The organism is Streptomyces sp. NRRL F-5135 (assembly GCF_000719775.1).
Taxonomy (GTDB): domain Bacteria; phylum Actinomycetota; class Actinomycetes; order Streptomycetales; family Streptomycetaceae; genus Streptomyces; species Streptomyces hebeiensis.
In genome coordinates, this window is record NZ_JOHR01000037.1 from 1 (window position 1) to 5602 (window position 5602).

At 71.4% G+C, this 5602-nt stretch carries 3 protein-coding genes and 2 pseudogenes; all 5 read right to left on the minus strand.

Annotated features, from left to right (window positions below; translation table 11 throughout):
• Positions 1-71: pseudogene (locus tag IG02_RS41265) on the minus strand (ATP-binding protein); the annotation flags it as partial.
• Positions 52-732 carry a DUF742 domain-containing protein gene (locus IG02_RS0135220; protein ID WP_078855073.1) on the minus strand — a complete coding sequence of 227 codons (681 nt, stop codon included), beginning with the start codon at positions 730-732 and terminating at the stop codon, positions 52-54. The pseudogene IG02_RS41265 and the gene IG02_RS0135220, both read right to left, overlap by 20 nt.
• Before the next feature lie 321 nt (positions 733-1053).
• Positions 1054-1467 (minus strand): roadblock/LC7 domain-containing protein, encoded by a 414-nt coding sequence (locus tag IG02_RS0135225; protein WP_030757628.1) that lies wholly within the window; start codon positions 1465-1467, stop codon positions 1054-1056.
• Positions 1468-1477: 10 nt separating this feature from the next.
• Complete coding sequence (locus IG02_RS0135230) at positions 1478-5092, minus strand: nitrate- and nitrite sensing domain-containing protein (protein ID WP_030757631.1); 3615 nt, start codon at positions 5090-5092, stop codon at positions 1478-1480.
• A gap of 364 nt (positions 5093-5456) precedes the next feature.
• Positions 5457-5602: pseudogene (locus IG02_RS0135235) on the minus strand (ATP-binding protein); the annotation flags it as partial.

Sequence of the window (5602 nt, forward strand, 5' to 3'; positions counted from 1 at the left end):
CCGCCCGCCACCACGATCTTCGCGCTGGTGGTAGATCGGCCCGCACCGCCGCTAGAGCTTGCGAAGTCCACTGAGCACCCTTTCGAGCAGTGTCACATCTGGCTGACCACCGACGGACTCGTCGCCGCCGGGCTGGTGAATGGCGACGAGGCCGGCCTCCGCCAGGTCGGCTACGAGGATCCGGGCCACGCCGAGGGGAATGGAGAGGAGCGCCGAAATCTCGGCGACCGATTTGATCTCGATACACAAGCGGCAGATCCGCTGGTGCTCGGGCAACTGCCCGTGCAACTGGGACGGATCGGCGGTCGTACTGACCAGCGCCTCGATGGCGAGCTGGTAACGCGGCCGGGTCCGGCCGCCGGTCATGGCGTACGGGCGCACCAACGGGTTGTGCGTGCCCATGGAGGGTTCCGGGGAGCGGCGCGGCTGCTCCGTCGGCCGGCTCCGGTGCTGCTCGAACGGCCGCTGCCGGGCGGGCCGTTCCTCCGACTGCGGCTGCTGCTGCCGCGCCGGCTGCTCGTACGGCTGCGGGGCCTGCCGCTCGTAGGGCTGGGGCGCCGGCTGCTCGTACGGCTGGGACTCGTACGGCTGGGACGCGGACTGCTCGTACGACTGCCGCTGCGGGGCGGGCTGTTCGTACGGCTCGTGTTCGCTGTACTCCCGCTGCCCGTGGTCCCCGTACGACTGCTGCGGCGCGGGCTCCTCGTAGGGCTGTCCCAAGGGCGGGGACATGGGCGGACCTTGGGGCGGCTGTTCGTACGGTTGTCGCTCGGGCGGCTGTTGATACACGGGGTGGCGCCGGGGCATGCCTCCGGTGCCGTCCTGACCCGCTTCGCCGTCCGTGCCGCCCTGCCCGCTCTGCCGACTCGGCGTGGAGGGGAAGTTGAAACGGTTCCGGGCCGGTTCGCCCGGGGACCGGAGGCCACCGTCATAGGGGTGTCCGCCTGGGGGTGTAGCCACGTGTCCTCCTCCGACTGCCGGTCGCCGGTTCCTGTCCCTCTGGAGCCGCGCCACCGCACCTTAATGGTGCGGTGGCCGGGCGCGCACTGTCTGTCAGTTCAGCAGACTCCCCTGGAGCTCGGCGCGCAGGTCCGGAGTGAGAACGGTACCGGCGCGGTCGACCAGGAGCGCCATCTCGTACCCCACCAGCCCGATGTCCGCCTCGGGGTGGGCGAGTACGGCCAGCGAGGAGCCGTCGGAGATGGACATGATGAAGAGGAATCCACGCTCCATCTCGACGACGGTCTGGTTGACGGCACCGCCTTCGAAGATCCGGGAGGCCCCGGACGTCAGCGAGGTCAGACCGGACGCCACAGCCGCGAGCTGATCGGCGCGGTCGCGCGGGAATCCTTCGGACATGGCCAGCAGGAGTCCGTCGGCGGAGACCACCACCGTGTGGGACACCCCGGGGGTGTTGTCCACAAAGTTGGTGATCAACCAGTTCAAGTTCTGCGCCGCCTGGCTCATCGGGCTCACACTAACGCTCCTGGTTGTAGGTACTGCCCGGGCCCTGGCCCGGTCCGTTCGTGTCCGCTCCCGCGTTGCGTCCCCGCTGGACGCCGCTCAGCAGGTTGCTCAACCTGCCGCGCACGTCCTCCGGGGCGCGGGAAACCTGCGGGCCGCTCTTCGTGGACTGCTCCGCCGCACCCTCGACCAGGTTGGCCTTGGGCACGCGGCGAGGGAGGCCGGAGGAGGTGACCCCGCCGGCCTTCGGTTCGCGCAGCTGCTCGGCCCGCTGCCAGCGGGCGTCGTTGCGCTGCTGCCAGTCCTCGGTACCGGCCGTCTCGGTCTGCCCGTCGGCCGTCCGCCCGATGTCCTCGGTGGCTGCTCCGCCGCCGGTCCGGCCCCCGCCGTCGAGCAGGCCACCGCCGCCGGCCGGGGCGCCGCCGAACAGCGACGCGCCGCCCCGGGCCTCGTCGTTCAGGGGGTCCCGGGGCGCCCCCACGGTCCCGCCGGACTGCCCGTCGGACCCGCTGTCCTGACCGGCGGGGGTGGCATCCCACGGCTGTGACTGCGGCCGGCCGGCGCCACGGCGCGGCAGACCGGCGTCCGTGAGTGAGTGACTGGAACTGGGGGAGGGCCCCGGACGGGCAAAGTCTACGTGGTCCTGGCCGTTCCCTGGGGCGTCCTCGGCTGATTCCGCTTCCGTTCGCTGCCCGGTCCCGTACGGGTCCTGGAAAGCGTTCCGGCCGTTCCAGCCGCCCTGTTGGGGCTGGGCGGCGAAGTCGTCGCCGTACGGCTGCTCAGCGCCCTGCGGACCGTCGTAGGGGGCTTCCGCATAGCCGCCGGCCGGGTAGCCCGCCCCGGTCTCCGGTGCGGGCGGGAAGCCGGCGGGGGACTCCGGGGGGAATCCCGCGTCGAACGAGGTGTCCTGCGGCTGGTACGAGCCGACCTGGCCCACCGAGCCGGCCGGGCCGTCACCGTAGGGCCCGGCGCCGGTTGGCGCCGCCGGTCCGCTCGCGGCGCCGAAACCGCCCTGGCCGCCCTGGTCGCCGGCCGGGGCGTACGGGCCCTCGGCCGGCGCGCGGTAGCCGCCGTCCACCTGGTCGCCGAAGAGCGGCCCGCCGGTCTGCCGCGGTGTCGTCGGCGCGGCCCGCTCCTCGTCCCCGCCGGGGACGGGCCGCACGTCGTCGACGATCGCGGGCTGCTCGGCGGTCCGCTCCACGGGCTGCTCGTACCGGGAGTCGTCGAAGCCCAGGTCCGCGGCCGTCAGCATCGGCGCGTCGGGCCGGAAGCCCAGCTCGGCCGCGGGCCCGGCCGGCTCGTCCCGGGTGATCTGCGAGACCGTGAAGTCGGTCTCCTGCGCGGCCGGTTCGCCACCGCCGCCGTGCGTGATCGCGTCCGGGAGCATGACCAGCGAGGTCGTGCCCGCCTGCTCGCCCGAGGGACGCAGCTGGACCCGGATGCCGTGCCGGTCGGCGAGCCGGCCCACCACGAACAGGCCCATGCGCTGCGAGACGGACGCGTCCACCGTCGGCGGGTTGGCCAGCTTGTGGTTGATGTCCGCGAAGTCCTCGGCGGTCAGGCCGATGCCCTTGTCGTGGATCTCGATCATCACCCGGCCGTCGGGCAGCCGGGTCGCGGTGACGCGCACCTTGGTCTGCGGCGAGGAGAACGTCGTGGCGTTCTCCAGCAGCTCCGCCAGCAGGTGCACCAGGTCGGTCACCGCCTGGCCGTGGATCTCGGTCTCCGGGACGCCCGACAGTTCGATGCGCTCGTAGGACTCCACCTCGGAGGAGGCGGCGCGCAGGACGTCCACCAGCGGCACCGGCTCGTTCCACCGGCGGCCGGGTTCCTCACCCGCGAGGACCAGCAGGTTCTCCCCGTTGCGGCGCATACGGGTCGCCAGGTGGTCCAGCCTGAAGAGGTTCTCCAGCTGGTCCGGGTCGGCCTCGTGGTTCTCCAGGTCGGAGATCAGGGTCAACTGGCCCTCGATCAGCGACTGGTTGCGGCGTGAGAGGTTGGTGAAGATCGCGTTGACGTTACCGCGTAGCATGGCCTGCTCGGCGGCCAGCCGGACGGCCTCGCGGTGCACCTGGTCGAAGGCGCGGGCCACCTCGCCGATCTCGTCACGCGAATCGATCGGGATCGGCTGGACGCGGGTGTCGACCAGGCCCGGTTCGGTGCGCGAGAGCTGGTCGACCAGCATCGGCAGCCGCTGCTCCGCGATGCCGAAGGCGGCCGTGCGCAGCGAGCGCATCGAGTTGCTCATCTGCCGGGCCATCATCCCGGCCAGGATGAACGCGGCCAGCAGCGCGACCACCGTGACGGCACCGTTGGTGATGGCGTCGTTCCTGGCCTCGTCGGCGATCTGCGCCGCGTCGGCCACCGCCCGGTCGACCAGGTCCTTCTCGATGACCGAGTAACCGTCGAACTTCGCGGTGGAGGCGGCCATCCAGGTCTCCGGGGTGACCCCGCGCCGCGCGAGCTGCTCCGGGTTGTCCCCGCTCGCGATCGCGGCGACCATCCCGTCGTAGACCGAACCCTCCTGGGTCGGCGGGGCCTTGAAGTCCTGACCGGCCGCCGCGGCCTGCTGCTCGGCGGCGGTGATCTTCTTCGCCCCCTCGGCGGCCTGCCGCTTCATCACGTCCTGGAGCTTGACGGTGTCCGCCTCGGTGCCCGCGGAGAGGTACTCGCCGATGGCGATGTCCTCCAGATAGGCGTACGAGGAGAAGGCGATCGCCTGGCCGTTCCTGACGTCGTCCTTCTGGCTCGGCCGGACCAGCAGGTGCATCCCGATGGAGCGCTGGAGCGACTCGGCGGCCTTGGCCAGCTGGACCGCGTAGACCGTACGCCCGTAGCTGGTGATGTTGCCCGTGCCCAGCTGCAGCTCGTTGGCGAACTCCATCAGGGAGTGCTGCACCAGCACGTACCCCTCTTCGGTCGCCACCGGGCCCCCGTTGTCACCGGTCTTGTCGGGCGTCTCGACACCCGCCGTGTACGCGGTCTTCCGGATGGCCTCCAGCTTGGGCTCTTCACCGCGGAACAGGCTGAGCCGGCGTTCCAGCCCCTCGTCCGCGGGCATGTCCCGCACCACCAGGTCGAACTGCTTCTTGGCGGCGTCCGTGGCCGAACGGGCCTGGGCGACGACCGGCGCGTCCCGCTTGTTGGTCAGCAGCGGCTGCGCCGTGAGGTCGCGCTCGTTGAGCACCGCCTGGGCGTATTCGGAGGCGGCCCGGACGACGAGCGCCGTGCTCTCGGCGTCCTGCGCCTGCTGCCAGGTGTCGACCGACGACTTGACCTGGAAGCCACCCATGATGAGGCCGACCAGGACGGGTATGAGGAGAATGGCGTTCAGCCGGGTGGGCACCCGCCAGTTGCGCGGGGAGAGACGGCTGGAGCTGCCGGGCGCCGGACGGCCGGTGTCGCCGGCGCGAGGGCCGGAGGCGGGACGGGCGCCGGACGGGCGGCCTCCGGTCGCACCGCCCTCGGCGGCCTTGCCGCCCGCGGGCCCGGTGCCGTCGGAGGCACCCCCGCGACCGGCCCGCCCGGGAGGGCCGGATCCGGCCGCAGGCGGCGCCGCTGCGCGCGGCGGCGGGGTGAAGTTGCCCCGCGCCTGCTGCTCCGCGGAGCTCGTCTTGCTTCGCCTCACTCGACCAACAACCTCTCGGCGTCGGCACCTACGCTGTGCCGTGTGTGTTCTCGGGCCGTCTCAGGGCCGTCTCGTACGAGCCGCACTCCTCGGGAGTCTCCGGAATTCCAGCATGGGGAAGGGTTCCAATCCAAACAGCGGGAACCGGCCATTCCAAGTGCTCCAAGCCTCACATGAAACGGGCATAAAGAGCGAGCCCCGCCAAAAGACGGGGCTGATGTGCGCGCAGCGGCACCGGACGAGTGCGTGGGGTGTCCGGGGAGCGTGAATTCTCTGTCGAAATGTTATGAACACGGAGGTGGGCTGTGTCAAAGGACATAGCCCACCTCCGTATCGCACTACGGCAACTTCCGTAGGCGTACGTCTACTTGAGTCGTGCCATGAGGGCGTGTTCGACCAGGGTGATCAGCGCGCTTTTGGCGTCGGCGCGGTGGCGTGCGTCGGTGGTGATGATGGGGGTGTCGGGGCCGATCTGGAGTGCTTCGCGTACTTCGTCGGGGGTGTAGGGCT